The sequence below is a fragment of the Nesterenkonia marinintestina genome (assembly GCF_025420485.1).
GTDB lineage: Bacteria > Actinomycetota > Actinomycetes > Actinomycetales > Micrococcaceae > Nesterenkonia > Nesterenkonia marinintestina.
The window spans coordinates 120,549-144,755 of record NZ_JAOEFD010000006.1; the positions used below are offsets into that span (position 1 = coordinate 120,549).

A 24,207-nucleotide genomic window follows, 5' to 3' on the forward strand; every position below is an offset into this window, starting at 1 on the left:
TCCTCGGGAGGACGGTGAGCAGTCTCGCTGCGGTGTCGGTGCGGTGTCGGTGCGGTGGCGCTGCGCGTCGTCGGAACGTCGACGTCGGAGAGTTCAGGATACTGCGAGGTCAGCCTCTTCCCCTCATGCGGGGGCTAGTCTGTACCGCATGTCGACGACTCCCCAGACTTCGCGGCCGCTCCGTCTCCGGCTGCTCGCCGCCGCCTCCGTGCTCCTGCTCACCGCCTGCGGCACCGGCGGCGCCGGCGATGACGACGACGGTTCCGACCAGCAGGACGGCGCCGACCAGGGCGAGGGGCAGAACGACGAGGGCGACGGTGACGGCGAGGACGACGGCGAGGACGACGGCGGCGGTGACGATGCCCAGCGGGAGGCCGAGGCGGCCGCCGCGCTCGCCGGCCCCTCGCAGGACCACCGCGACGAGGCGGAGGATCTGGTCGCGGAGATGTCGCTGCGGGAGAAGGCCGGACAGGTGATCGTCGGCGAGTACTCCGGCACGGACGCCTCACAGATGGCGCAGCTCATCGAGGACCTGCACCTCGGCGGAGCCATCGTCATGGGCGAGAACGTCCCCACCCGGGACGGGCAGGCCGACCTCGACGCGCTCGCCGCGGAGATCGACGCGATGCAGGAGGCCGCCTCGGACCGGGGCTACCCCGCGGTCGTCTCGGTCGACCAGGAGGGCGGACTGGTGACCCGCATAGGCCAGCCGCTCACCGAGTGGCCCACGCCGATGGCCTACGGGGCCGGAGCCCAAGGCTCCTCGGAGGACGCGGGTGAGGAACAGACGCGCGCGGGACATGCGGCGATGGGCGCGGACCTCGCCGAGCTCGGATTCACTGTGGACTTCGCCCCGAACGGCGACGTCACCGTCGGAGTCGAGGACCCCACGATCGGCACCCGCTCCTTCGGCTCCGACGCCGACTCCGTCACCGAGCTGAGCATGGCCGGACTGCGCGGACTGGCGGAGGCCGGCGTCGCAGGGTCGATGAAGCACTTCCCGGGGCACGGATCCGTCGACGAGGATTCGCACGACACGCTGCCGATCCAGGAGAAGACCCTGGATCAGCTGTGGGACGAGGACTGGGTGCCGTTCCGTGAGGCGGCCGAGGAGGGGGCTCCGATGGTGATGGTCGGTCACCTGGAGGTCCCCGCGCTCGAAGACGGCGTGCCGTCGTCGCTGTCCTCGGCCACCTATTCGCAGCTGCGCGGTCTCGGCTTCGACGGCGTCGTGGTCACCGATGCGCTCAATATGGGGGCCGTCGTGCAGCAGCACGGTGCCGACGGGGCGCCGGTGCAGGCTCTCGCCGCGGGGGCGGATCTGCTGCTCATGCCCTCCGACGTCCGTGGGGCCCACGAGTCGATCGTCGCGGCCGTCGACTCCGGGGAGCTGGAGGAGGAGCGCCTCGATCAGGCCGCCGAGCGCGTCGTCGCGATGATGCTCTGGCAGCGGGACCTGGCCGCCGGCGAGCTCGCCGCCGGTCCGGGAACCGGGGTCGATGCGGACGCCGAGGAGGCGACCGATCCTCCGGAGGATCTCAGCCGCCGGATCAGCGGTGATGCGGTCACCCTGGTCGAGGGGGAGTGCGAGGCGGAGCTCGTCGACGACGGCATACAGATCGTCGGAGGAGATGAGACGGACAGGTCCCGCCTCAGCGCCGCCGCTGAGGACGCCGGGGTCGACGTCGGAGACTCGGGCACGGTGGTCCGGCTCCTCGGCGGTTCCCGCGGCGAACCCGGAGGGGACGTCGCCGTCGCCCTCGACCGACCGGAGGCGCTGGCGGATTCGGACGCCGAGACGCAGATCGCGCTCTACGGGCGCACGGAGGAGTCCTTCGAGGTGCTGGTCGACGTGCTCGAGGGCGGCGTCGCTCCGGGTGCGCTGCCGACGCCGGCGGGCGGGTATGCCTCGGGGTTCTCCCGATGCCGCTGAGGTGATGTCCGTCACCCGCAGTTGATTAGCGAACAGCGATGTTGTTTAATTGCATCAGGTCGACCTGAAGGTGGGCGTCGGTCGATGGACCGACCCCCTCATCCTCCTCGTCGCCGGCAGATCCTCCGACCGACGGGTGCGAACGCGGTCGGGGGACCAGGCACAGCGATCTGTGCCGCTCTTGGGTGCGATAAGTGAATACGGGAAGCGGCGGGGCCCGGTGCGAGGCCCCGCCGCACTCGTATACAGGCACCGCTGCAGTCACCGCTGCAGTCACCGCTGCAGGCACTGCTGCAGGCACCGCCCTGAGCCGTCGTCGCGGACCGTCGGCTCAGCGGTTCAGCCGTTCAGCGGCTCAGCCACGACGGCGACGCGCTCCTCGCCCAGCCGGGTGAGGATCAGGGTGCGGGAGACGCCCTCCGCCGGCCGTCGCCGGGCGGAGCCCAGGATCTGGGTGCGCAGCTGCTCCGGTGCGACGTCGACCCCGCGCTTCTTGATCTCCAGCCGCGACACCCCGTGTTCCGCGGCCCAGCGTTTCAGCCGCTTCACCGAGAACGGCAGGCGCTCCAGGATCCGGTAGCCGCGGGCCAGGCCCACGGCCTCCTCCGGCACCGGTGCCCCTTCGGGCGCGCAGAAGTAGGCGATGTGCTCATCGAGGATCCGGCCGCCGCAGAGTTCGGCGCATTCGGCCACCAGTCCTGCACGGATCACCGCGCCGTCGGGCTCCCAGATGATGCCGGTCAGGCCCTCGACGCCGGTGGGCCGGTGCGCCGGCTCGGCGCCGAAGTCGTCCTCGTCGGTGAGCTGGACCGGCGGCGCGTCCCGGCGCAGCACGGTCGCCGCCCGCCGGACGCCCGGGCGGGCGAGGGATCCGAACCACAGGGCGACCTCGACGACGTCGCCGTCGACGCTCACCCATTCCGCCTCGCACCCCTCCGGGACGAGTCCGTGGGCGATCCCGGGTCCGAGCTTCACCCCGACCGCCCGCCCCGCGGCGGCCAGGTCCACCGCCAGGCTCAGCGGCGGGGAGAAGCTCTCGGGGTCGGTCAGGCGGAGTGCCGAGCCCTCGGCGGTCCGCGCGCCGTGGGGATCCCGGCGGGCCGGGTCCAACCACAGGCCGGTCCGCTGCGCCTCCTCGGTGGGCTGGGTCTCGATGAACTCTTCGGCCGTGGTGTGTCGGACCCGTGCCTCGGGGAAGGGGGAGAGGTTGACCGTGGCCGCGGCGGCGGTGGTCTCGTCCGCCTCCACAGCGATCACCTGCATCCCCAGCGCCGCGGCCGCCAGGGCGTCGCCGCCGAGGCCGCAGCCCAGGTCGGCGACCACGGCGACTCCGGCGTCGCGGAACCGTTCGGCGTGCCGGGCCGCCACCGACAGGCGGGTCGCCTGCTGCAGACCGTCCTCGGTGAACAGCATCCGGGACGCGAAGTCGCCGAACTTGGCCTCGGCAGCGGCCCGCAGCCGGGACTGGGTCAGCGCCGCCGAGACGGTGTCGGGCGGATGGCCCTGGCGTCGCAGCCGCTGATTGAGCGTCAGCGACTGCTCGGCGTCGTACGGCGGCAGGCTGTTCAGCATCTCCCACCCCTCCGGTGTCAGGACGGGGCGGAGGGGAGAGGGTGGGGAGGGGTCGGTCATCGGGCTCAGCCTACCGGGGCGCTGGGCCGGCGGATCGGCCGACGGTTCAGGCTCGCGGATCAGGGCCGACGGCGCCCGGTCACAGCACCGCCCAGCCGATGCCGGCCGCCGCGAGCACCACCGCCCAGGCGGGCACCTTCCCGAACTGCAGGGCGAGGAATCCGGCGGCGGCGATGCCGGCGGCGATCCATCCGGTCTCCAGCACGCCGGCGGTGAACACCGGGGTGATCAGCGCCGCGGTGAGGATGCCCACCACCCCCGCGTTCAGGCCGTCCAGCGCGCGGCGTGCCCGCAGGCTCGTGCGCAGCCGCTCCCAGAACGGCAGCGCACCGGCCGTCAGCAGTCCGGCCGGCAGGAAGATCGCCACGGTGGCGACGACGGCCCCGAGCAGGCCGCCTCCCTCGGCGGCGGCGCCGAGGAACGTGGCCAGGGTGAACAGCGGGCCGGGCAGGGCCTGGGCGGCACCGTAGCCGGCGAGGAACTCGTCCTGTCCCAGCATCCCGGTCTGCACGGTCTCGGCCTCCAGCAGCGGCAGCACCACATGTCCGCCGCCGAAGACCAGCGATCCGGCTCGGTAGAAGACGTCGGCGAGCCGCAGGGACGGGTCGTCGAGGAAGGCGGCGGCCAGGGGGAGCAGCGCCAGCAGAAGGGCGAAGGTGCCGAGCAGCACGGCCCCGGTGCGCCGTGAGATCCCGCCGCCGAGGGAGTCGAGCTCCTCTGCGTCGGGCGGGTCGGGGCGCAGCACCAGCAGTCCCACCAGACCCGCCAGGGCGAGGACCAGGACCTGGGCGGAGGGGTGGGGGACCAGCAGCACCGCGGTCAGGACTGCCGCGGCGACGAGCAGCCGCGGCAGGTCCGGAGTCAGCGTGCGCCCCATCCCGAGGACCGCGTGGGCGACGACGGCGACGGCGGCGGCCTTCAGCCCGAGCACCCAGCCGGCGTCGGCGAGGTCCCCGGCCTCGGAGATCCCATAGGCGAAGGCGCCCATGAGCACCGCCGAGGGCAGGGTGAAGGCGACCCATGCGGCCAAGAGCCCTCCGGTCCCGGCGCGGCGCATCCCCAATGCCATGCCCACCTGGCTGGAGGCCGGCCCGGGGAGGAACTGGCACAGAGCCACCAGGTCTCCGTAGGCCCGCTCGGTGAGCCACCGGCGTCTCTCGACGAACGCTTCGCGGAAGTAGCCCAGATGGGCCACCGGGCCGCCGAACGAGGTCAGCCCCAGCCGGAGGAAGACGAGGAACACTTCGAGCACGCCGCCGCGGCGGTCGTCGTCCCCGGACGACGCGGCGTCGTGCCCGTCATCGGGTGGAGTGTGCTGAGCCATCGAGAGTCCACACTGCCCGGATCAGGTTAACGTTCGGCGAACAGCCCGGACCACGGGCGCCGGCCGGATCACTCGATGGTTGCGAGCACCTCACCGGCGGTCACCGTGGTGCCCGGCTCCGCCTTGAGGCCCTTGACCTTCCCCGACTTGTGCGCGGTCAGCGGCTGCTCCATCTTCATGGCCTCCAGCACCAGGATCAGATCGCCCTCGGCGACCTTGTCCCCATTCTTGGCATGGGCCTTGACGATCGTGCCCGTCATCGGCGAGGCCAGCTGATCGCCCGAGACTGCAGAGACTGCGGCCGTGCGCTTGCGCCGCCGCTTGGAGCGCTGCTGACTGGTCGCCAGCTTCCCGGCCGCCAGCGACGTCGGCAGCGAGACGGTGATCCGCTTGCCGTTCACCTCCATGACCACGTCCTCGCGCTGCTCGGCCTGCTCGGGTGCGGCGTGGGCGGACAGCGCGTTGTAGGGAGGGATGGTGTTGCGGAACTCGGTCTCGATCCACCGGGTGTGCACGGAGAAGGGCTGCGGCTCCCGCCGGGTGCGGGCGGACCGCGAAGGGCGCCGTCGCCCGTCGTCCGAGACCTGGTCCTCGGCCAGCTCCGGGGCGAAGGCCGGGTCCTCCACGACGGTGCGGTGGAACGGGATGACGGTGGGCATGCCTTCGACGGTCATCTCCGCCAGCGCGCGTCGGGCGCGGCGCAGGGCCTGTTCTCTGTCCGAACCGGTGACGACGAGCTTGGCGATCATCGAGTCGAAGGAGCCCGAGATGGTCTCGCCGGCCGCCACCCCGGAGTCCACGCGCACGCCGGGACCGGTGGGCAGGTCGAAGCGCTCCAGCGTCCCCGGGGAGGGCAGGAAGCTGCGTCCGGCGTCCTCCCCGTTGATGCGGAACTCGAAGCTGTGGCCGCGGACCTCGGGATCCTCATAGCCGAGACGCTCGCCGCGGGCGATGCGGAACTGCTCGCGGACCAGGTCGACCCCGGTGACCTCCTCGCTGACGGGGTGCTCGACCTGCAGCCGGGTGTTGACCTCGAGGAAGCTGATCGTCCCGTCGGCGCCGATGAGGAACTCACAGGTCCCCGCACCGGTGTATCCGGCCTCACGGAGCAGCGCCTTCGAGGACCGGTACAGCTGACGCTGCTGGTTCCGGGTGAGGAAGGGTGCCGGAGCCTCCTCGACGAGCTTCTGGTTCCGGCGCTGAAGCGAGCAGTCGCGGGTGGAGACCACGACGACTCCGCCGTGGGCGTCGGCCAGGCACTGGGTCTCCACGTGGCGGGGGGCGTCGAGGAACTTCTCGATGAAGCACTCGCCCCGGCCGAAGGCGGCGGTCGCCTCACGCACCGCCGACTCGTAGAGCTCGACGATCTCCTCGGAGTCGCGGACCACCTTGATGCCGCGCCCGCCCCCGCCGAAGGCCGCCTTGATCGCGATGGGCAGCCCCTGCTTCTCCGCGAACCGCACGACCTCCTTGGCGGACTTCACCGGCTCCTTGGTGCCGGGGGCCAGCGGGGCGCCGACCTTCTCCGCCAGCTGGCGGGCCGACACCTTGTCCCCGAGACGCTCGATGGCCTCGGGTGAGGGACCGATCCACGTCAGTCCCGCGGCGATGACCTCCCGGGCGAAGTCGGCGTTCTCGGAGAGGAACCCGTATCCGGGATGGACGGCGTCGGCACCGGTGGCCTGCGCGGCCTCCAGGATCTTCTCGGAGAGCAGGTAGCTGTCGGCGGCGGTGCTGCCGCCCAGGCAGTAGGCCTCGTCGGCCATCCGCACATGCATCGCGTCCCGGTCGGGGTCGGCGTAGACGGCCACGGCGGTGAGCCCCTCGTCGTTGGCCGCCCGGATCACCCGTACGGCGATCTCACCGCGGTTGGCGATCAGCACCTTGCTGAAGTCGTTCATCGTTCCCTCGGCTCCTGCTCTCGGTTCTGGTTCGGCAAGCTGGCGGCCCCGCGCCAGTGGTCGGTGATCCCACGGCCGAGCTCGGCGAGCAGCCGGGCCAGGACGTGCGGGGAGACTCCGATCACCGAGAGGTGATCACCTTCGACTCCCGTGACGAAGGCGGCCCCTCGTCCGTCGATCGTGAACGCTCCGGCGCAGTGCATGGGCTCGCCCGACTCTGCGTAGGCGCGGATCTCCTCCTCAGCGGGTTCGGCGAAGCTCACCCGGGTGGAGACGGTGCGCCCGACGGCGTCCCCGTCGGGCCCGATCAGCCAGTGGCCGGAGTGCAGGGTTCCGGTGCGCCCCCGCATCTCCAGCCATCTCTGCACGGCGATCTCCGGCTCGTAGGGCTTGCCGTAGGTCTGACCGTCGAGTTCGAAGACCGAGTCGCATCCCAGCACGAGCGCACCGCGTCCCGGCGGACGTGCGGCCACGTCCTCAGCCTTGGCGCGGGCCAGCAGCAGAGCGACCTCCTCGGCCGGGACGTCCTCGGCGTCGGCCAGCGCGCGGGCGGCCGAGAGCACCTCGTCCTCGTCCACGGAGGAGACCTCGACGGAGAAGTCCAGGCCGGCACCCTCGAGGACCTGGGCGCGGCCGGGGGAGGCCGAGGCCAGGATCAGCGGGACCCGATCCGCAGAGGACCGGGCCGAGTGCCTGACGGGGTCCTCAGCGTGCTCGGTGGGGTGGGAGGGCGTGGTCATCGCACCCCCGCCGCGAACTGCCAGGCGTCGGCTCCGTGGCGCTCATGGAGGCCCAGCCGACGGCGTCGGTAGCGGGCGCGGTTGGTGGGCCCCGCAGTGCCCTGGCCGCGGTCGTTGACGGGGTCGGAGCCGGCGAGTCGGCCGAGGACGGCCAGCACGGCGGCCAGTTCGTCGTCGGACAGCCGCGTGCCGCCCAGGTGCATGTCCACGGGTCCCTCGCCCTCGGTGTGGTCGGGGGCCTCCGCCTCTGTGCTCTCGTCGGTCCGTTCCGTCATGGGTGCCTCGCTCACAGCGGGATGTTGCCGTGCTTCTTCGCCGGCAGGGTCTCGCGCTTGTGGTACGTGGCGCGCAGCGCCTTGGACACCTGCCACCGCGTCTCGGCCGGCTCGATGACCGCATCGATGTAGCCCAGCTCCGCGGCCTGGTAGGGGTTGAGCAGCTCGGCCTCGTAGTCGTCGATGAGCTCCTTGCGCCGGGCCTCGACGTCGCCTCCGGACTTCTCCACTGCGGCGAGGTCCCGGCGGTAGAGGATGTTCACCGCACCCTGGGCCCCCATGACGCCGATCTGGGCGGTGGGCCAGGCGAGGTTGATGTCCGCGCCGAGCTTCTTCGACCCCATGACGATGTAGGCGCCTCCGAAGGCCTTGCGGGTGATGACGGTGATCTTCGGGACGGTGGCCTCGGCATAGGCGTAGAGGAGCTTGGCCCCGCGGCGGATGATGCCGTTGAACTCCTGATCGGTGCCCGGCAGGAAGCCCGGCACGTCGACGAGGGTGACGATGGGGATGTTGAAGGCGTCGCAGAAGCGCACGAAGCGGGCGGCCTTCTCGCTGGCGGCGATGTCCAGGGTGCCGGCGAGCTGGGAGGGCTGATTGGCGACCACGCCGATGCTGCGGCCCTCGATGCGTCCCAGGCCGATGACCACGTTCGGCGCGTAGAGGGCCTGCAGCTCCAGGAAGTATCCCTCGTCGAGGATCTGCTCGACCACGGTGCGCATGTCGTAGGGCTGATTGGCCGAGTCCGGGATCAGGGTGTTGAGCGCCTCGTCCTCGATCTCGATCTTGGCCCGGTCCTCGAACGGCTCCATGGGCGCCTCGGCGAGGTTGTTCAGCGGGAGGAACTCGAGGAGGTCCTTGACGAACTCCAGCGCGTCGGTCTCGTCCTTGGCCAGGTAGGCGGCGGTGCCGGTGTGCTGGTTGTGGACCTTCGCTCCGCCGAGGGTCTCCATGTCCACGTCCTCACCGGTGACCGACCTGATGACGTCGGGACCGGTGATGAACATGTGTGAGGACTCGTCGACCATGATGACGAAGTCGTTGAGCGCCGGCGAGTAGGCCGCACCTCCGGCGGCGGGTCCCATGATCAGGGTGATCTGGGGGATCACCCCGGAGGAGTGGACGTTGTTCCGGAAGATGTCGGCGAACATGGCCAACGAGGCCACGCCCTCCTGGATGCGGGCGCCGCCGCCGTCGTTGATGGCGATCACCGGGCAGCCGTTGCGCGCGGCGAACTCCTGGACCTTGACGATCTTCTCGCCGTTGACGTTGGACAGGGAGCCGCCGAACACCGTGAAGTCCTGGGAGTACACCGCGACCATCCGGCCGTCGACGGTGCCGTATCCGGAGACCAGGCCGTCGCCGAGCAGCTTCTTCCTCTCCATGCCGAAGGCGGTGGAGCGGTGGACGGCCAGCGCGTCGAACTCGACGAAGGAGTCGGGGTCCATCAGCAGCTCGATGCGTTCGCGCGCGGTGTGCTTGCCGCGGGCATGCTGCTTCTCCACCGACGCCGTGCCGGCGGGCGCGTCGGTCTGGTCCCGGCGGTGCCGGAACTCGGCCAGCCGGCCGGCGGTGGTGGTGAGGTCGAAGGCGTCGCGGGAGGATCCCGGCGAGGCGTCGGCGTCGTGCTGCGGCGAGTTCGTCATGGTTCTGCGGGCGAACCTTTCCTCACAGGTGTCGGTGGGGTTCCTACAAATCAGCGATCAGTCTAACCGGGCACAGGGGTGGTCCAGCTGTAGGAAACCTACAACATGGGTGCCGTCGGTCCCACCGATCTCCGAACCGCGGGCGGGCGGTCCTGTTACCGGTGAGTAGACTGCGGGTATGACCCAGAACACGTCAGCTCATCAGCTCCAGGGCCCGCAGTCTCTGGCGGGCCGCACCGTACTCATCTCCGGAGGCAGCCGAGGGATCGGGCATGCGATCGCCGTCGCACTGGCGGCCCGGGGAGCCCACATCGCCCTGCTGGCCAAGACCGACCAGCCCCACCCGAGCCTCGAGGGCACCGTCCACACCGCCGTCGCCGACGTCGAGGCCGCCGGGGGACGCGGGCTGGCGGTGGTGGGCGACGTCCGCAGCGACGAGGACGTCGACCGTGCCGTGGCTGAGACCGTGCAGACCTTCGGCGGGATCGACGTGCTGATCAACAACGCGTCGGCGATCGACCTGACTCCGGCGCCCGATCTGCCCATGAAGCGGTACGACCTGATGCACGACATCAACGTCCGCGGCACCTACCGGCTGACCCAGGCCGCCGTGCCGCACCTGCGGACCTCGGCCGGCCGAGCGGCCAAAGAAGAGGGCGGGGGAGACCGATGGGCGCCGAAGGTCCTCACGCTGGCGCCTCCGCTGAACCTGGACCCCGAGTGGTTCGGCCGCCACCTGGGCTACACGATGGCCAAGTACGGGATGACGATGACCACCCTCGGATTCGCCCGGACGCTCGCCGACGTCGGCGCCGAGGTCAACTCGCTCTGGCCGGCCACGCTCATCGACACCGCGGCGATCCGAGCGATGCCCGACGGCGAGGCCCTGGCGCAGACCGCCCGGTCCCCGCAGATCATGGCCGACGCCGCGCTGGCGCTGCTGACCGGCGCCGCCGGGGTCCACCGCGGCGAGTTCCTCACCGACGAGCAGGTGCTGGCCCACGCGGGTCTGGAGGACCTCAGCGGGTACGCTGTGGATCCTGCACAGCGGCTCACGCCGGACATCTTCCTCTAGACGGGGCGGACGGGCAGAAGGGGCGGACAGGGATCGTATGACCGAAGACCTCGGACCGGCGGAGCGGCCGCGACGGCTGGATGAGGCGAGGCTGCGGTGCAGCCTCGTCGACGGTGGGCCGTTCTCCCGCGTCGAACGGCTCGACAGTGTGGACTCCACGAATCTGTTCCTGCAGCGTGCGGGGGCAGATCCCGACGCCTTCGCACGCGAATGGCCGCATCTGTCCGTGCTGACGGCCGAGGAGCAGACGGCCGGCAGGGGCCGCGTGGACCGGACGTGGACCTCGCCGGCCGGGACCGCGCTGTCGACCTCGGTGGTGCTGCGGCCCGACTGGGACCCCGATCACCTGCGGTGGGCCTCCCTGCTGGCCGCTCTCAGCCTCGCCGAGGTTCTGGACGAGGAGTACGGGATCCCCGCCCGGGTGAAGTGGCCGAACGACGTCCACGTCGCCGACCGGAAGATCAGCGGCATCCTGGCTCTCGCGGTCCCCGGTGCGGCGGGAAGGTTCGCAGTGGTCCTGGGGATGGGGGTCAATGCGCTGCTGGAGCAGGATCGGCTGCCGACCGAGACCTCCACCTCGGTGCTGCTGGAGCTGCGGCGCCTGGGCTCGGCCGGTCCCGAGGACCTGCGGACCGAGCTGCTCATCGGCGTGCTGGGGCGCCTCGCCGAGCATCTCGGAGAGGTCGACCGCCTCAGCGCCTCCGCATCGGGGACCCCGCTGCCCCGCACGGCCCTGGGCCGCCGCCTGCTGGCGATGATGGACACCGTCGGCCGACGGGTGCGGGTGGAGCTTCCCGACGGACGGGCCCGACGCGGCGACGCCGTCGGCCTCGGTGACGACGGGGCGATCATCGTCGAGGTCGCCGAAGAGCGTGACCGCGCCGATGGGGCGTGGACCCGGGTCGACCCGGTCAGGCAGAGCTTCTCCGCCGTCGACGTGGTCCATCTGCGTCCGGAGTCGTGATCCTCGGCCCCCTCGACCCCTCGTGCGTACCGCCGGGTAGACTGAGACGTGGTCCACATCCGTGGTGCGGTGGCGCCGCGGTGGCAGGAACGGTCCCAGAACGTGAGGGGTGCATGTGGGAAGGCTGAAGCTCGTCGACGGGGAACAGGTCGTCGTCCGCACCCGCGCGCACCGACGCACGCTGATCCCCGCCCTGGTCAACCTCCTGATCGCCGCCGCGGTGGTCAGCTTCCTGCTGGGGTACCTCTCCCGCGGGTCCCAGCCGGAGTTCGTCCGCCAGTTCAGCGGGCTCGGGCTCTTCGTCGTGTGGTCGCTGGGGGCGCTGACCCTGTTCTTCGGGACGGTCCGCCCCTTCCTGCAGTGGCTGAACCGCCTCACGTTCCTGACCAACCTGCGCATCGTGCAGAAGAACCTCGTCGGCCCGCCTGAGCCGATCGTCGCACCGCTGGGGCTCATCTCAGAGGTGCAGCTGCGGACCCGACGCATACAGTCGGTCTCAGGGGCCGGAGACCTCATCGTGCTCTCCGGGGCCTACGGGCAGCAGCAGCGTACTGTCCTGGCGGACATGCCCGACGCCGCACACTTCCACACCGTGGCCGCCGAGGAGCTGGGGGAGTACCGCCGTCGGGCGGCCGAGCAGCAGGCCTCACGCCTCGGTCCGGCCGGCTACGCGGCTCCCGGCGGATACGGGAACCACGGTGGGTACGCAGGCCACGGAGGGTACGGCGGCCGCAGCGGCCCGGGGGACAGCCGCCCCTACGCCCACGACCCCGGGGTGAGGGATGGATGACCCGTCCCGCGGCGCCGTCGGCTCCGGTCCTCCCGGATCCCGCGCGGACACCGGTCGTGCGGCGTGGGAGCAGGAGCGCAGCCGCGGCTTCGGCGCCGAGGAGCGCACGGTCGGCATCGTGCCGGTGACCCCTGATGTGCTCGGCGACGACGACGTCGACCCGCAGGTCCTCGGCGACGGGCGCGACTACAGCCGCGAGGACCTCGACGCGGCCCGCCGCGACTGGAGCGACTTCCCCTCTCCCACCGCCTCGCGCGCCGCGCCGCCGGTGCCGGGCACCGCCGAAGGTGCCCCGTCGGCGGCGACCCCCATCGACCCGGACTCTCCGCGCGCCCGCCGTGCGGAGGCGCCCGAGCCGTCCGTGCGGCGTCCCGGCGGCAGGCCCTACCCGGAGACGGGGGAGGACCATGAGCACTACGCCGATGAGCGCACCCCGCTGACCGCGGCGATCCCCATCCCCCGGATGGAGCAGATCGAGCAGCATGACTGGCACCGGCGGATCCGCGACCTGGAGCATCGGCTGCTCGGCGCCGAACGCAGCCTGACCTACCGGGAGATGGCCAAGGAGCTCGGCGTCTCCACCGTCTCGGCCCGCAAACTGTGGCGGGCCCTGGGCTTCCCCAACCTCGACGACGACGTCAAGGCCTTCACCTACGCCGACGTCGAGGCGCTGGCGGCGATGATCGAGCTCGTCCGCGCCGGCCACCTGAACGAACAGACGGCCATCTCGCTGACCCGCTCGGTGGGCCAGATGACCGACCGGATGGTGGTGTGGCAGATCGAGGCGCTGGTCGAGGACCGGATGACCCAGCAGCGCCTCCCCGACGCCACCGCGCGCAGCCAGGTCATCGAGACGCTGCCCAGCCTCATCGACCCGCTGCAGCAGCTGACGGCCTACGCCTGGCGTCGCCAGCTCTCGGCGGCCCTGCAGCGGCTCACCGTGCGGGTCGAGTCCGGGCTGGCGGCCAGCGCGGCCGGGCGCGACGGCTCCGAGGACGACGCCCCGCTGCCGCTGGCCCGCGCCGTGGGGTTCGTCGACCTGGTCTCGTACACCTCGCTGTCCCGGACCATGAACGAACGCACCCTGGCCGAGACCGTCCAGCGCTTCGAATCGGTGTGTGCGGAGATCATCTCCATCGGCGGCGGGCGGCTGGTCAAGACCGTGGGGGACGAGGTCCTCTTCAACGCCGAGACGCCCGAGGCCGGGGCCGACATCGCACTGGCGCTGGCCGAGACCATCGCCGCAGACGAGGTCCTCCCGCAGGCGCGCGGCGCCGTGGTGTGGGGACGGGTGCTCTCGCGCATGGGCGACATCTACGGACCCACGGTGAACCTCGCCGCACGGCTCACCGCGCTCGCGGACCCCGGTTCGGTCCTGGTGGACACGGTCACGGCTGAGACTCTCGACGAGGATGACTACATGCTGGTCCCGCAGCCTCCGCGGATGGTGCGCGGCTTCGGCGAGGTCCAGCCGCACATGCTGCTGCGCGCCGGCGGCGACGGGATCCGCCTCGACACGTGACCGGGGGTCGGTCGGAGCATGGAGATCCCCGGATCCCCGTGCGAAGATTGATCCAGCAACGGCCGTGGGGCGGGCCGCCCCGCTCCGCCGTGCGGTCCAGCGCCCGAACCGGCACCCACGCGGTGCCGACCGTCCCGCAGGGAGAGCACATCCATGAGCAGCGATCAGATCGAACAGACGCAGGGTCTGTATCTGGACTACGGATACGGATCCCACGTCGGTCTGCGCCGTGAGCTCAACGAGGACTCTTCGGTGGTGACCGACTCGCTGTTCGCCGTGGCCGACGGGATGGGCGGGCATGAGGCCGGCGAGGTCGCCTCCTCCCTGGCGGTGCAGGTCCTCGCGGAGGCCTGGCAGGACGCCGAGGACGGGCTCACCGCCGACGACGTCCCGCGGATCGTCGCGGACGCGGACGCCCGCATCCGCAGTCAGACCTCCGGCCGTGCCGGCACCACCCTGACCGGCGCGGTGGTCTCCCGGCGTGCGGGCGGAGACTCCGACGACGGCCTCGACTGGCTGGTCTTCAACATCGGCGACTCCCGCACCTACGTCCATCACGAGGGAGTGCTCGAACAGGTCACCGTCGACCACTCTCAGGTCCAGGAGCTCTACGAGTCCGGGATGATCACCGCCGAGGAGCGGCAGCACCACCCGCAGCGCAACGTGGTCACGCGCGCGGTCGGCGCCGGCGACGCCGCGGGCGCCGACGTCGTCGTCGTGCCGGTCCGGGCCGGCCAGCGTCTGCTGATCTGCTCCGACGGCCTCTCCGGCGAACTGGAGGCCGATGCGATCTCCGACATCCTCGGTGCCGGGCGGTCGCCGCAGGACACCGTGGACTGGCTCATCCATGCCGCGCTGCGCGCCGGCGGCCGGGACAACGTGACCGTCGTCGTCGTCGACGTCCGCCGCGGCTGACCCCGCCCCTCCTCGGAGCGGCACCCACTAGACTCAGCTGAGTGACCGAGAAGTCCCCGCCTGCGCCCCCGCTCGAGCTCCGCGAGGAGTACGAGCAGCTGATCGATGAGGTGCGCCGCCACCGCGTCGCCTACTACCAGGACGACGCCCCGCTCATCTCCGACGCCGAGTTCGACGAGATGTTCGGCCGCCTGGAGCGCATCGAGGCGGAGCACCCGGAGATCGTCTCCACCGACTCCCCGACCCAGGAGGTCGGCGGCGAGGTGTCCGAGGCCTTCTCGCCGGTGCAGCACCTTCAGCGCATGTACTCCCTGGAGGACCTCTTCTCCCGCGAGGAGCTGCGCACGTGGTACGACCGCACCGTGGCCTCGCTGGAGCGGCTGAGCCCCGGGGCCGGGTCGAAGTGGCTGGCCGAGGTCAAGATCGACGGCCTGGCGGTCAGCCTGCTCTACCGCGACGGCGTGCTGGTGCGCGCGGCGACCCGCGGCGACGGAGCGACCGGTGAGGACGTCACCCACAATGTGCTGACCATCGGGGACGTCCCACGCAGACTCTCCGGGACCGGGCATCCGCGTGAGATGGAGGTCCGGGGAGAGGTCTTCATGCCCGGGGCGGACTTCGAGGCCTACAACGAACAGCTGGTCGCCGCCGGCCATGCCCCGCTGGCCAATCCGCGCAACGCCGCGGCCGGCTCGCTGCGTCAGAAGGACCCGACGAAGACAGCCCAGCGGCCCCTGTCGATGTTCGTCCACGGCCTCGGCGCCCGCGAGGGGCTCGAGGCCGACTCCCAGCACGCGGTCTACGATCTGCTCTCCGGATGGGGGCTGCCGGTGAGTCCCTACACCGAGCTGCTGAGCGGCTTCGCCGAGATCGAGGCCTACCTCGACGGCTACGAGGCGCGACGCCACAGCCTGATCCACGAGATCGACGGCGCGGTGATCAAGGTCGACGACTTCGCTCTGCAGCGGGCCCTGGGCCACACCTCCCGCACGCCGCGCTGGGCGGCCGCGTACAAGTATCCGCCCGAAGAGGTCACCACCCGCCTGCGGGACATCGAGGTCAACGTCGGACGCACCGGCCGCGTCACGCCCTTCGCCGTCCTCGAGCCTGTCCGCGTGGCGGGCTCCGAGGTCTCACTGGCCACGCTCCACAATCAGGACGTGGTGAAGGCCAAGGGAGTGCTGATCGGCGACGACGTGTTCGTGCGCAAGGCCGGAGACGTGATCCCGGAGATCCTCGGCCCGGTGATGCCGGCCCGTGAGGGCCGCGAGGATGAGCTGCGTGAGTTCGTCTTCCCTGACGACTGTCCCTCCTGCGGGACCGCGCTTCGGCCGGCGAAGGACGGCGACGTCGACGTCCGGTGCCCCAACGCCCGCAGCTGCCCGGCCCAGCTTTCGGAGCGGGTCTTCCACGTCGCCTCCCGCGGCGCCCTCGACATCGAGGCGCTCGGCGAGGAGGCGGCCCGGGCGCTGACCCGTCCGGAGGTGCCGGTGCCCGGACCCCTGACCGACGAGGGCGACCTGTTCACACTCACCCCCGAGGACCTCCGTGAGGTCCGGATCCGCCGCCGGAAGCGCGGGCGGGGCGCGGGCGAGGGTGAGACGGAGCTGGTCCCGTACTTCTGGACCAAGGACGGCTCCGCGCCGACGGCGAACACCCTGCGGCTGATCGACGAGCTGGAGAAGGCGAAGTCCCAGCCGCTGTGGCGGGTGCTGGTCGCGCTGTCCGTCCGTCACGTCGGCCCCACGGCGTCCCGGGCGCTGGCCGCGGCCTACGGGTCGATGGAGAGGATCCGGCAGGCCGACGAGCAGGACCTCGCCGGCGTCGACGGGGTGGGCCCCACCATCGCCGCCGCCGTGACGGAGTGGTTCTCGGTGGACTGGCATCGCCGCCTGGTCGACCGGTGGGCCGAGGCCGGGGTGCGGATGGTCGACGACGTCGACGCGGAGACCCCCCGCACCCTGGAGGGCCTCACCGTGGTCGTCACCGGTGGTCTGGAGGGATACTCCCGGGACGAGTCCAAGGAGGCGATCATCGCCCGCGGAGGCCGGGCCGCCGGATCGGTGTCGAAGCGGACGGACTTCGTCGTCGCCGGGGCCAACGCAGGATCCAAGCTGGAGAAGGCGGAGTCCCTGGGCGTCCCCGTGCTGGACGAGGACGGCTTCACGGCCCTGCTGGAGCACGGCCCGAGCGCCGTGCAGGATGAGGACGTGCAGGAGGAGGGGGAGGACGGATGACCACTGCCGAGCAGCTGCTCGGGATCGCCCGGGAGGCCGCGGCCGCCGGAGCCGCCGTGCTGGCCGCACGCTCCGAGGTGTCGCCGGCCGGACTGCCGCTGGCGGCGGCCGAGATCGGGCAGGACACCAAGTCCTCCGAGGCCGATCTGGTGACCGACTTCGACCGGCGGGCTGAGGAGGCGGTGCGCACGGTGCTGACCACCCGGCGCCCCCGGGACGCGGTCACCGGCGAGGAGTACGGGACCACCAGCCCTGAGGATCCCAGCGGCTTCCGCTGGTCCATCGACCCGTTGGACGGCACCACGAACTTCGTCCGGGGCATCGTCTACTACGCCACCTCCGTCGCCGTCGTCGGACCTGAAGGCGACTGGCTGGCCGGCGTGGTCCACGCACCCGCACTGGGAAGGACATGGTGGGCCCTCCGGGGTGGCGGTGCGTGGACCGCCCGTACGCAGGGCGCCGACGAACACCTCCCCGAACCGGTGCGGCTGACCGGGCCCTCAGGGGCGACGGGGTCGGGACTGCTGTCCACCGGCTTCGGCTACGATCCGGGCCGACGACGTCGCCAGGCCGAGACCGTCGCCGAGCTCCTCGACGGCTTCGGCAACCTGCGCCGCCTCGGCTCCGCCGCGATCGACCTGTGCCTGGTCGCCGACGGCGCCGTGGAGGCCTACGCCGAGTACGGCACCTGGGAGCACGACTGGGCGGCCGGGGCGCTCATCGTGGAAGAGGCCGGTGCGGCGGTGCGCCGCCCGCAGCACCCGAACTCGGACGAACGGCCCGACTGGCTCATCGCCGGAGACCTCGGCGCCCCGGGCGATCGGCTCGACCCCGCGCCGCTGGGACGCCGATGACGACGACACACGTCCACGTCCGGCGCGCCCGAGAGACGGACCTGCCGCGCATCTCCGAGATCTCGCGCGCCGCCTACCTCGACGGCGGGCACCTCGTGCAGGACTCCCGCTACCTCACCGTCATCTCGGATGCCGAGGCGCGGATGCGCGGCGGGGAGCTCTTCGTCGCCGAGGTCGACGGCGCCGTCGCCGGATCCGTGGTCCTGGCGCGGGCCGAGGGTGACTTCGCCGAACTGGCGCGCCCCGGGGAGCTCGAGTTCCGCGTCCTGGCCGTGGACCCGGCCTTCCAGGGCAGGGGAGTGGGACGCGCCCTGGTGCGGCACCTGCTCAGACTCGCCGCCGAGGACGGAGCCGAGGCCATGGTCATCTGCTCGATGGACACCATGGTCGCCGCCCACGCGCTCTACATCGCCGAGGGGTTCGTCCGACGCCCCGACCGTGACCTGGTCATCGACGGGATCGGTCGATTCCCGACCTTCGTGCACCTGCTGCGGCCGGCGGCGGCCGGAGCCGCAGGGCGCGGGAGCGACTAGACTGGCCGACTGACACCGCGGCCCGCCGCGTCCGCCGCACCGGCGCGACGCCGAGCCCGCGACGCACCCGCCGAAACAGCCGATCGAGGAGATGGATGTCTGAGATCTCGCGCGCCGACGTCGAGCATCTGGCGAAGCTGGCGCATCTGAGTCTGACCGAGGAGGAGCTGGACCGCATGGCCTCCGAACTGGGGGTCATCGTCGACTCCGTGAAGACGGTCTCCGAGGCCGTCTCCGACGACGTGCCCGCCACCAGCCACCCCCTGCCGCTGACCAACGTGCTCCGCGACGACGTCGTCGGTCACACCTTCACCGCCGAGCAGGCCCTGCACAACGCCCCGGACTCCGAGGACGGGCGCTTCCGGGTCCCGGCCATCCTGGACGAGGAGTGATCCCAGACATGAGCGAGCACAGCAGCACCGACTCCGGCGACGACCTGATCTGCCTCACCGCAGCCCGGATGGCCCAGAAGCTCCGGACCGGCGAGATCACCTCCGTGGAGCTGACACGGGCCCACCTGGACCGGATCGCCGCCGTCGACGGCGGGGACCACGGCGTCCACGCCTTCCTCCACGTCTCCGCCGAGGAGGCCCTGGCCACCGCCGCCGAGGTGGACGCGGTCCGCGCCTCCGGCGGAGCCGCGGCCGAGGCCCTGCACCCCCTGGCCGGTGTGCCGATCGCGGTCAAGGACCTGATCGTCACCGTCGGGCAGCCCACCACTGCGGCGTCGAAGATGCTCGACGGTTGGATGAGTCCGTACGACGCCACCGTGGTGACCAGGATCCGTGAGGCCGGGATGCCCATCCTCGGAAAGACCAACCTCGACGAGTTCGCCATGGGGTCCTCCTCCGAGCACTCCGCCTACGGCGCGACCCGCAACCCCTGGGACCTGGAGCGGACGCCCGGGGGCTCCGGCGGCGGGTCGGCCGCGGCCGTCGCCGCCTTCGAGACGCCCCTGGCGCTGGGCACGGACACCGGCGGCTCGATCCGTCAGCCCGGGGCGCTGACCGGCACCGTCGGCACCAAGCCCACCTACGGCTCCGTCTCCCGCTACGGAGCCATCGCCATGGCCTCCTCTCTGGACCAGATCGGCCCGTGCGCCCGCACCGCGGAGGACGCGGCGCTGCTGCACGAGCTGATCGCCGGCCACGACCCCAAGGACGCCACCTCCCTGCCCGACGAGGTCGCCCCCTTCGCCGACGCCGCCCGCCGCGACGACGTCGCCGGCCTGCGGATCGGAGTGGTGAAGCAGCTGCGCGGGGAGGGCAACTCCGACGGGGTGGCCGCCCGCTTCGAGGACACCCTGGACGCGCTGCGGGAGGCCGGGGCGGAGGTCGTGGAGGTCGACTGCCCCAGCTTCGACTACGCCCTGGGCGCCTACTACCTGATCATGGCTTCCGAGGCCTCCTCGAACCTCGCCAAGTTCGACGGCGTCCGATACGGCACCCGGGAGCTCCCGGAGGACGGACCGGTCACCATCGAACGGGTCATGGGTGCCACCCGCGCGGCCGGATTCGGCGACGAGGTCAAGCGCCGCATCATCCTGGGCACCTACGCCCTCTCAGCCGGCTACTACGACGCCTACTACGGCTCCGCGCAGAAGGTCCGCACGCTGATCCAGCGGGACTTCGAGGCCGCCTTCGACGACGTCCACGTGCTGGTCACCCCGACGTCGCCGGTGACGGCCTTCCGCTTCGGCGAGAAGCTCGACGACCCGCTGGCCATGTACCTCAACGACGTCGCCACCATCCCGGCCAACCTGGCCGGCGTCCCGGGGATCTCGGTCCCGATCGGCCTGGCCGAGGGCCTGCCCGTGGGTGCGCAGGTGCTGGCGCCGGTGCGCGAGGATGCCCGGACCTACCACGTCGGCGCGGTGATCGAACGGCTCATGCAGGGCCAGGACGGTCCGCTGTGGGCCCAGGTGCCCGAGCCGACCGCCGCCGCGACCCCGACCTCCGGAGAGTGAGGACCGCAGATGACTGACACCACCGCAGAGGCCCGGCCGCTGTCCTTCGAGGAGACGCTGGAGACCTTCGACCCGGTCCTCGGCTTCGAGGTCCACGTCGAGCTGAACACGGCAACCAAGATGTTCTCCTCGGCGCCGAACGCCTTCGGCGATGAGCCCAACACCAACGTCAACGAGGTGGACCTGGGTCTGCCCGGCGTGCTGCCGGTGGCCAACCGGACCGCCGTCGAGTCGGCGATCCGGCTCGGCCTGGCGCTGAACTGCACCATCGCCGAGCACTGCCGATTCGCCAGGAAGCAGTACTTCTACCCGGACACCCCGAAGAACTTCCAGACCTCCCAGTACGACGAGCCGATCGCCTCCGACGGTTGGATCGACGTCGAGCTCGACGACGGTGAGGTCTTCCGGGTGGAGATCGAGCGGGCCCACATGGAGGAGGACGCCGGCAAGCTGACTCACCAGGGATCCTCGGGGCGCATCCAGGGCGCCGAGAGCTCCCTGGTGGACTACAACCGTGCCGGGGTGCCGCTGATCGAGATCGTGACCAAGCCCATCGTGGGTGCCGGGGAGCGCGCCCCGGAGCTGGCTCGGGCCTACGTCTCAGCGATCCGCGACCTGGTCCGGGCTCTGGACATCTCGGATGCGCGTATGGAGCGCGGCAACGTCCGCTGCGATGCGAACGTCTCGCTGATGCCGAAGGGCGCCTCGACGTTCGGCACCCGGACCGAGACGAAGAACGTGAACTCCATGCGCGCGGTCGAGCACGCGGTGACCTACGAGATGCGTCGGCACGCCGGGGTGCTCTCGGCCGGAGGATCCATCACGCAGGAGACCCGCCACTGGCACGAGGACACGCGCACCACCACCTCCGGTCGGCCGAAGTCCGACGCCGACGACTACCGCTACTTCCCGGAGCCGGACCTGGTGCCCGTGGTGACCGACGCCGCCTGGATCGAGCGCCTGCGCGCCACGCTTCCGGAGCCGCCCGCCGAGCGCCGTCGTCGGCTGCGTGAGGCCTGGGGATACTCGGATCAGGAGTTCCGCGACGTCGTCGCCGCCGGTCTGCTCGACCAGATCGAGGAGACGGTGGACTCTGGGGCCTCGCCGGCCGCCGCCCGCAAGTGGTGGATGGGAGAGATCTCCCGTCTGGCCAACCAGCGGGACCTCGAGCCTGCCGCGCTCGGGGTGGAGCCGGCGACCATCATCGAACTCGACGGGCTCATCCGCGAGGAGCGCATCAACGACAAGATCGCGCGCCAGGTGCTGGAGCTGCACGTCGACGGCGAGGGCGCGCCGACGCAGATCGTCGAAGACCGAGGCCTCGAGGTGGTCTCCGACGACGGCGCCCTCACCGCCGCGGTGGAGAAGGCCATGGCGGAGAACCCCGACGTCGTCGAGAAGGTCGCCGGCGGCAAGCTCAAGGCGATCGGGGCGCTCATCGGCCCGGTGATGAAGGAGACCAAGGGGCAGGCCGACGCCGGGAAGGTGCGCGAGATCGTACTCGCCAAGCTCGGCATCGAGGGATGACCGTGTTCGAGAAGGAGACGCCCGCCGGGCACCCGGAGGCGGCCCTGATCGAGGCCGCCGGGCTGCGCTGGCTGGACGAGGCCGCGCGGTCGGTGGACGGAGTCGCCGTCGCACAGGTGCAGGCGGTGCGGCCGGGTCGACTCACCCTCGAACGGATCGAGCCCGCCGTCCCGGACGAGGCGGCCGCCCATGACTTCGGTCGGCGTCTGGCCCGGACCCACCGCTCGCTGGCCCACGATGCGGACCTGGAGTTCGGCATGCTCCCTCCCGAACATCCGACCGGCGCCGCACCGCTGTTCGGCCCCGCCGACCATCCTCTGCCCATGGGTGCGTCGACGGCCCCCGGCTGGGGCGCCTTCCACGCCTCCCAGCGGCTGGATCCGCTCATCGAGCTGCTGCACGGATCCGGCGACCCCGACGAGCTGCGCCTCCTGCGGGCCGCGAGGGGCCGGATCGCCTCCGGAGAGCTCGACGACGACGAACCGCCGGCGCTGATCCACGGCGACCTCTGGGCGGGCAACGTCCTGTGGCGCGCCCAGGACGAGGGTGAGGGGGAGAGCTTGGGCGAGGGCGGGCCGACGCACGTCGAAGCCGTGCTCATCGACCCGGCCGCCCACCTGGGCCATCGGGAGACCGACATCGGATTCCTCCACCTGTTCGGGCTGCCGGGGCTCGACGACGCCATGGTCGGCTATGAGTCCGAGGTTCCGCTCCGCCAGGGGTGGCGGGACAGGATCCCGATGCACCAGCTGTTCTGCCTCGCCGCCCACCGGGCGCTGTTCGGGACGGCATACCGCGGTGCGACCCTTCACGCGGCGGAGCGGGTCCTGAGCCTGTGATGGGATGGGACCATGGCTGACCAGTTCACGATCCTGACCATCTGCACCGGCAACATCTGCCGCTCGCCCGCCATGGAGCGCCTCCTCGCACACCACTTCGCCGACGACGCGGTGCGCGTCCTCGGCGCCGGGGTCTTCGCCCACGTCGGAGAGGAGATGAAGGAGCCGATGCGGCGCCGGGTGGAGGCCTACGGGGCCGACGCCGAGGGTACGGCGGGGGATCAGGTCGACGCCGCTCTGATCGGCGAGTCCGATCTGATCCTCACCGCCACGCGGGACCACCGTCGCGAGCTGCTGCGCCACGCCCCCGACGCGGGCGCCCGGATCTTCACCCTGCGTGAGGCGGCGCGGCTGCTCGACGGTCTGGGTGAAGACGACCTCGAGCAGTCGGTCGGCCCCGAGGCCCGCCCTCCCGAGCGCCTGGCGTTCCTGACGCAGCGGCTCGACGACCTCCGTGCCTCGGCCCGGTCCGGAGGGTCCGACGACGACATCCTGGATCCGTACATGATGGGGGAGGGCGCCTACGACGAGTCCTTCGAGCAGCTGCGCGGCCCCATCGAGGCGCTGGTCCGGGCCGTCCGGGGCTGAGGTGACGCAGCGCTAGCGGACCCCGACCGCTCCCATCACCAGGGGGAATGCGAGGAACGCGACGGCGTCGAGCAGGAAGTGGGCGATCACCAGCGGCATGACCCGGCCGTATCGTGTGTAGATCCACCCGAAGATGATCCCCATGAGCAGGTTGCCGATGCCGGGGCCGATGCCCTGGTACAGGTGGTAGCAGCCGCGCAGCACGGCCGCGGCCACGATGATCACCCACATCGATGTGCGGGGCCAGATCCGACGGAAGCGGTCGAAGACGTAGGCGATCAGCACGATCTCCTCGATCAGGCCGTGCCGCGCGGCGGAGAGCAGCAGCAGCGGCACGTTCCACCACTCGTCGCCGAGGTCCGCGGGGATGAGCTCCGCGGTGATGCCCGCGCTGCGTCCCGCCCCGTAGACCACGAGGGTGCCGGCCCCGATGAGCACGAACAGCCCTATGCCCAGCAGCGTGTCGCTCACGGGTCGGCGCAGATCGAAGCCGAACCGTCGGAACGGATTCTGTCCGTGCAGCCAGACGATGTAGAGCACCAGGACCACGGGCACCAGGGCGAACAGGATGTCCAGGAGCTGGTAGACGACGTCGAAGACGGCGAGCTCCGACCGAGCGCTGTGCAGTGTCGCCTGCTGCTCGCCGAGCGCCCCTTCGGTGAGTCGCTCGGCCAGCGCCACCACCGAGTAGACCGCGCTGCGCCCCAGCGACAGGGCCAGCACGACGGCGACCTCCCACACGAAGAACCGGCGACTGGTCGGCAGCCGCACGGAGGAGTCGGTCGTCGTCATTCTGCATACGGTACTCCTCGCTGACGTGGCGCGATATCCGCAGCACGGCTCGGTGAGGAACGGTGGGGAGGACGGCGACCTTCAGCGGTGGTGACTCCTGCAGTCCGGAACGGGAGGAGTCCCGGCCCGGACGCCGGCTGTCTGGAATGACGAC

Annotated in this window: 21 protein-coding genes; 14 read left to right on the top strand and 7 right to left on the bottom strand. The window is 71.5% G+C overall.

Going from position 1 to position 24,207, the window contains the following annotated elements:
* The first annotated feature begins 148 nt into the window (after window positions 1-148).
* On the top strand, window positions 149-1,933 hold the full coding sequence (locus N7E59_RS06690; protein ID WP_261624144.1) for a glycoside hydrolase family 3 protein: 1,785 nt from the start codon (window positions 149-151) through the stop codon (window positions 1,931-1,933).
* Between the two features lie 339 nt (window positions 1,934-2,272).
* On the opposite strand, the gene N7E59_RS06695 is transcribed toward N7E59_RS06690, so the two are convergent.
* From N7E59_RS06695 to N7E59_RS06720, 6 genes are all read right to left on the bottom strand, one after another.
* Window positions 2,273-3,565 carry a THUMP-like domain-containing protein gene (locus N7E59_RS06695; protein ID WP_261624145.1) on the bottom strand — a complete coding sequence of 431 codons (1,293 nt, stop codon included), beginning with the start codon at window positions 3,563-3,565 and terminating at the stop codon, window positions 2,273-2,275.
* A gap of 79 nt (window positions 3,566-3,644) precedes the next feature.
* Window positions 3,645-4,889 carry a chromate efflux transporter gene (gene chrA / locus N7E59_RS06700; RefSeq protein ID WP_261624146.1) on the bottom strand — a complete coding sequence of 415 codons (1,245 nt, stop codon included), beginning with the start codon at window positions 4,887-4,889 and terminating at the stop codon, window positions 3,645-3,647.
* 68 nt (window positions 4,890-4,957) lie between these two features.
* Window positions 4,958-6,790: an acetyl/propionyl/methylcrotonyl-CoA carboxylase subunit alpha gene (locus tag N7E59_RS06705; RefSeq protein ID WP_261624147.1), complete on the bottom strand. Its 1,833-nt coding sequence runs from the start codon at window positions 6,788-6,790 to the stop codon at window positions 4,958-4,960.
* Entirely contained in the window at window positions 6,787-7,530 is a 744-nt protein-coding gene (locus N7E59_RS06710) for a Maf family protein (protein WP_261624148.1), read from the bottom strand. The genes N7E59_RS06705 and N7E59_RS06710 overlap by 4 nt, the downstream gene beginning before the upstream one ends.
* On the bottom strand, window positions 7,527-7,820 hold the full coding sequence (locus N7E59_RS06715; protein WP_261624149.1) for a hypothetical protein: 294 nt from the start codon (window positions 7,818-7,820) through the stop codon (window positions 7,527-7,529). Before N7E59_RS06715 ends, N7E59_RS06710 begins: the two co-directional genes overlap by 4 nt.
* Window positions 7,817-9,451, bottom strand: coding sequence for an acyl-CoA carboxylase subunit beta (locus N7E59_RS06720; RefSeq protein ID WP_261624150.1), 1,635 nt, complete (start codon window positions 9,449-9,451; stop codon window positions 7,817-7,819). The genes N7E59_RS06715 and N7E59_RS06720 overlap by 4 nt, the downstream gene beginning before the upstream one ends.
* 178 nt (window positions 9,452-9,629) lie before the next feature.
* Between N7E59_RS06720 and N7E59_RS06725 the strand changes: the two genes are divergently transcribed.
* From N7E59_RS06725 to N7E59_RS06785, 13 genes are all read left to right on the top strand, one after another.
* Window positions 9,630-10,526, top strand: coding sequence for an SDR family oxidoreductase (locus N7E59_RS06725; protein ID WP_261624151.1), 897 nt, complete (start codon window positions 9,630-9,632; stop codon window positions 10,524-10,526).
* 37 nt (window positions 10,527-10,563) lie between these two features.
* A complete protein-coding gene (locus N7E59_RS06730; RefSeq protein ID WP_261624152.1) occupies window positions 10,564-11,490 on the top strand; it encodes a biotin--[acetyl-CoA-carboxylase] ligase in 927 nt (308 codons plus the stop codon).
* Window positions 11,491-11,605: 115 nt separating this feature from the next.
* Window positions 11,606-12,280: a hypothetical protein gene (locus tag N7E59_RS06735; protein WP_261624153.1), complete on the top strand. Its 675-nt coding sequence runs from the start codon at window positions 11,606-11,608 to the stop codon at window positions 12,278-12,280.
* Between the two features lie 463 nt (window positions 12,281-12,743).
* The gene (locus N7E59_RS06740) at window positions 12,744-13,802 is read left to right on the top strand and encodes an adenylate/guanylate cyclase domain-containing protein (RefSeq protein WP_261624189.1); all 1,059 of its coding nucleotides are present in this window, start codon (window positions 12,744-12,746) and stop codon (window positions 13,800-13,802) included.
* A gap of 153 nt (window positions 13,803-13,955) precedes the next feature.
* Complete coding sequence (locus tag N7E59_RS06745; RefSeq protein ID WP_261624154.1) at window positions 13,956-14,717, top strand: PP2C family protein-serine/threonine phosphatase; 762 nt, start codon at window positions 13,956-13,958, stop codon at window positions 14,715-14,717.
* 41 nt (window positions 14,718-14,758) lie between these two features.
* Window positions 14,759-16,954, top strand: a complete 2,196-nt coding sequence (gene ligA / locus N7E59_RS06750) for an NAD-dependent DNA ligase LigA (protein ID WP_261624155.1) — start codon at window positions 14,759-14,761, stop codon at window positions 16,952-16,954.
* The gene (locus N7E59_RS06755) at window positions 16,951-17,808 is read left to right on the top strand and encodes an inositol monophosphatase family protein (protein ID WP_261624156.1); all 858 of its coding nucleotides are present in this window, start codon (window positions 16,951-16,953) and stop codon (window positions 17,806-17,808) included. The genes ligA and N7E59_RS06755 overlap by 4 nt, the downstream gene beginning before the upstream one ends.
* The gene (locus N7E59_RS06760; RefSeq protein WP_261624157.1) at window positions 17,805-18,341 is read left to right on the top strand and encodes a GNAT family N-acetyltransferase; all 537 of its coding nucleotides are present in this window, start codon (window positions 17,805-17,807) and stop codon (window positions 18,339-18,341) included. The genes N7E59_RS06755 and N7E59_RS06760 overlap by 4 nt, the downstream gene beginning before the upstream one ends.
* 95 nt (window positions 18,342-18,436) lie before the next feature.
* On the top strand, window positions 18,437-18,733 hold the full coding sequence (gene gatC, locus N7E59_RS06765) for an Asp-tRNA(Asn)/Glu-tRNA(Gln) amidotransferase subunit GatC (RefSeq protein WP_261624158.1): 297 nt from the start codon (window positions 18,437-18,439) through the stop codon (window positions 18,731-18,733).
* 8 nt (window positions 18,734-18,741) lie between these two features.
* Window positions 18,742-20,307 (top strand): Asp-tRNA(Asn)/Glu-tRNA(Gln) amidotransferase subunit GatA, encoded by a 1,566-nt coding sequence (gatA, locus tag N7E59_RS06770; protein WP_261624159.1) that lies wholly within the window; start codon window positions 18,742-18,744, stop codon window positions 20,305-20,307.
* A 9-nt stretch (window positions 20,308-20,316) separates the two neighbouring features.
* Window positions 20,317-21,834 (top strand): Asp-tRNA(Asn)/Glu-tRNA(Gln) amidotransferase subunit GatB, encoded by a 1,518-nt coding sequence (gene gatB / locus N7E59_RS06775; RefSeq protein WP_261624160.1) that lies wholly within the window; start codon window positions 20,317-20,319, stop codon window positions 21,832-21,834.
* Entirely contained in the window at window positions 21,831-22,673 is an 843-nt protein-coding gene (locus N7E59_RS06780; protein ID WP_261624161.1) for a fructosamine kinase family protein, read from the top strand. The genes gatB and N7E59_RS06780 overlap by 4 nt, the downstream gene beginning before the upstream one ends.
* Before the next feature lie 12 nt (window positions 22,674-22,685).
* The gene (locus N7E59_RS06785) at window positions 22,686-23,261 is read left to right on the top strand and encodes an arsenate reductase/protein-tyrosine-phosphatase family protein (RefSeq protein ID WP_261624162.1); all 576 of its coding nucleotides are present in this window, start codon (window positions 22,686-22,688) and stop codon (window positions 23,259-23,261) included.
* Window positions 23,262-23,273: 12 nt separating this feature from the next.
* Here N7E59_RS06785 and N7E59_RS06790 read toward each other — a convergent pair whose 3' ends face one another.
* Window positions 23,274-24,053 (bottom strand): CPBP family intramembrane glutamic endopeptidase, encoded by a 780-nt coding sequence (locus tag N7E59_RS06790; RefSeq protein WP_261624163.1) that lies wholly within the window; start codon window positions 24,051-24,053, stop codon window positions 23,274-23,276.
* Window positions 24,054-24,207 lie beyond the last annotated feature (154 nt).

Bases quoted from the DNA above. Each gene is read 5' to 3' on its own strand.
- N7E59_RS06690 (WP_261624144.1), top strand. From the start codon at position 149: ATGTCGACGACTCCCCAGACTTCGCGGCCGCTCCGTCTCCGGCTGCTC.
- N7E59_RS06695 (WP_261624145.1), bottom strand. From the start codon at position 3,565: ATGACCGACCCCTCCCCACCCTCTCCCCTCCGCCCCGTCCTGACACCG.
- chrA (WP_261624146.1), bottom strand. From the start codon at position 4,889: ATGGCTCAGCACACTCCACCCGATGACGGGCACGACGCCGCGTCGTCC.
- N7E59_RS06705 (WP_261624147.1), bottom strand. From the start codon at position 6,790: ATGAACGACTTCAGCAAGGTGCTGATCGCCAACCGCGGTGAGATCGCC.
- N7E59_RS06710 (WP_261624148.1), bottom strand. From the start codon at position 7,530: ATGACCACGCCCTCCCACCCCACCGAGCACGCTGAGGACCCCGTCAGG.
- N7E59_RS06720 (WP_261624150.1), bottom strand. From the start codon at position 9,451: ATGACGAACTCGCCGCAGCACGACGCCGACGCCTCGCCGGGATCCTCC.
- N7E59_RS06725 (WP_261624151.1), top strand. From the start codon at position 9,630: ATGACCCAGAACACGTCAGCTCATCAGCTCCAGGGCCCGCAGTCTCTG.
- N7E59_RS06730 (WP_261624152.1), top strand. From the start codon at position 10,564: ATGACCGAAGACCTCGGACCGGCGGAGCGGCCGCGACGGCTGGATGAG.
- N7E59_RS06740 (WP_261624189.1), top strand. From the start codon at position 12,744: ATGGAGCAGATCGAGCAGCATGACTGGCACCGGCGGATCCGCGACCTG.
- N7E59_RS06745 (WP_261624154.1), top strand. From the start codon at position 13,956: ATGAGCAGCGATCAGATCGAACAGACGCAGGGTCTGTATCTGGACTAC.
- N7E59_RS06755 (WP_261624156.1), top strand. From the start codon at position 16,951: ATGACCACTGCCGAGCAGCTGCTCGGGATCGCCCGGGAGGCCGCGGCC.
- N7E59_RS06760 (WP_261624157.1), top strand. From the start codon at position 17,805: ATGACGACGACACACGTCCACGTCCGGCGCGCCCGAGAGACGGACCTG.
- gatC (WP_261624158.1), top strand. From the start codon at position 18,437: ATGTCTGAGATCTCGCGCGCCGACGTCGAGCATCTGGCGAAGCTGGCG.
- gatA (WP_261624159.1), top strand. From the start codon at position 18,742: ATGAGCGAGCACAGCAGCACCGACTCCGGCGACGACCTGATCTGCCTC.
- gatB (WP_261624160.1), top strand. From the start codon at position 20,317: ATGACTGACACCACCGCAGAGGCCCGGCCGCTGTCCTTCGAGGAGACG.
- N7E59_RS06780 (WP_261624161.1), top strand. From the start codon at position 21,831: ATGACCGTGTTCGAGAAGGAGACGCCCGCCGGGCACCCGGAGGCGGCC.
- N7E59_RS06785 (WP_261624162.1), top strand. From the start codon at position 22,686: ATGGCTGACCAGTTCACGATCCTGACCATCTGCACCGGCAACATCTGC.
- N7E59_RS06790 (WP_261624163.1), bottom strand. From the start codon at position 24,053: ATGACGACGACCGACTCCTCCGTGCGGCTGCCGACCAGTCGCCGGTTC.